The following is a 1,072-nucleotide window of genomic DNA, read 5'->3' as shown; positions in this document are numbered from 1 at the left end:
CGCGGCGGACGTCCGCCTCGGTGGTGCGCCAGTTGCTGAACGCCGCGCGCAGGGCGGGGACGCCGGCGTAGCGGGTGGGGGTCAGGAAGGCCTCGTCGGCGACGGCCGCGGCCAGCGCGGCGAGGCGTTCGGCGGTGGGGTCCTCGGTCAGGGTGAGGCAGACGACGTTCAGCCGGACCGGCGCCAGCAGCCGCAGTCCCGGCGTCGCCGTCACGGCCTCCCCGAGGGCCCGGGCGCCCGCGACGCAGCGCTCGACGATCTCCCGGTGGCCGGCCCGGCCGTAGGCGCGCAGGGTGAACCAGGCGGCGAGGGCGCGCAGCCGGTGCGAGTTCTCGGGGGTGAGGTGCACCAGGTCGGGGTGGTCGCCGAGCGGGCCGAGGTAGGCGGCCGCGTTGCGGAAGACGTCGGCCTGGAGGTCGGGGCGCCGGGTGAACTGCACGGCGCTGTCGTAGGGCACGTTGAGCCACTTGTGGAGGTCGACGCAGATCGAGTCGGCCCGGTCCAGGCCGGCGACCAGGCCGGCGTGTTCGGGGGTCAGGGCGGCGAAGGCGCCGAACGCCGCGTCCACGTGCAGCCAGCAGCCGTACCGGTCGCGCAGGTCGGCCAGCGCCGACAGGTCGTCGAAGTCCACCGTGTTGACGGTGCCGGCGTTGGCCACCAGCACGCACGGGCCGTCGGCTTCGGCCAGCACCCGCTCCAGGGCGGCGACGTCCACCGCCTCCCGTCCCGGCAGCACGGGCACCTGCACCAGCGCGGAGCGGCCCAGGCCCAGGACCGACAGGGCCTTGGCGACGCTGGAGTGGGCGCTGCCCGACAGCACCCGGACCCGGCCGAGCGCGGCGGCGCCGTCCTCGGCGACGTCCACGCCGAGGCGTTCGCCGAGCCACTGGCGGGCGATCGCCAGGCCGACGGTGTTGGACATGGTCGCACCGCTGACGAAGGCGCCGGCGTGCGCGGCGGAGAGCCCGAACAGCTCGCGCAGCCAGCCGACCGTCTCCCGCTCCAGCCACTGGCCGGCGCCGTCCAGCGAGGAGTTGGAGTTCTGGTCGGCGGTGGCGGTCAGCCAGTCGCC

General features: G+C 76.0%; 1 protein-coding gene. It reads right to left on the bottom strand.

Translation table 11 applies throughout. From position 1 onward, the window contains the following. Positions 1–1,072, bottom strand: a 1,072-nt coding sequence (locus ABD308_RS06035; RefSeq protein WP_344328133.1) for a pyridoxal phosphate-dependent decarboxylase family protein, incomplete at both ends; no start/stop codon positions are given.

Origin of the sequence: Kitasatospora putterlickiae, from assembly GCF_039527695.1 — a bacterium.
In the GTDB taxonomy this organism is placed as follows: Bacteria; Actinomycetota; Actinomycetes; order Streptomycetales; family Streptomycetaceae; genus Kitasatospora; species Kitasatospora putterlickiae.
Note: the sequence above shows the minus strand (reverse complement) of the source record. Positions and strands in the feature narration are given on the sequence as shown.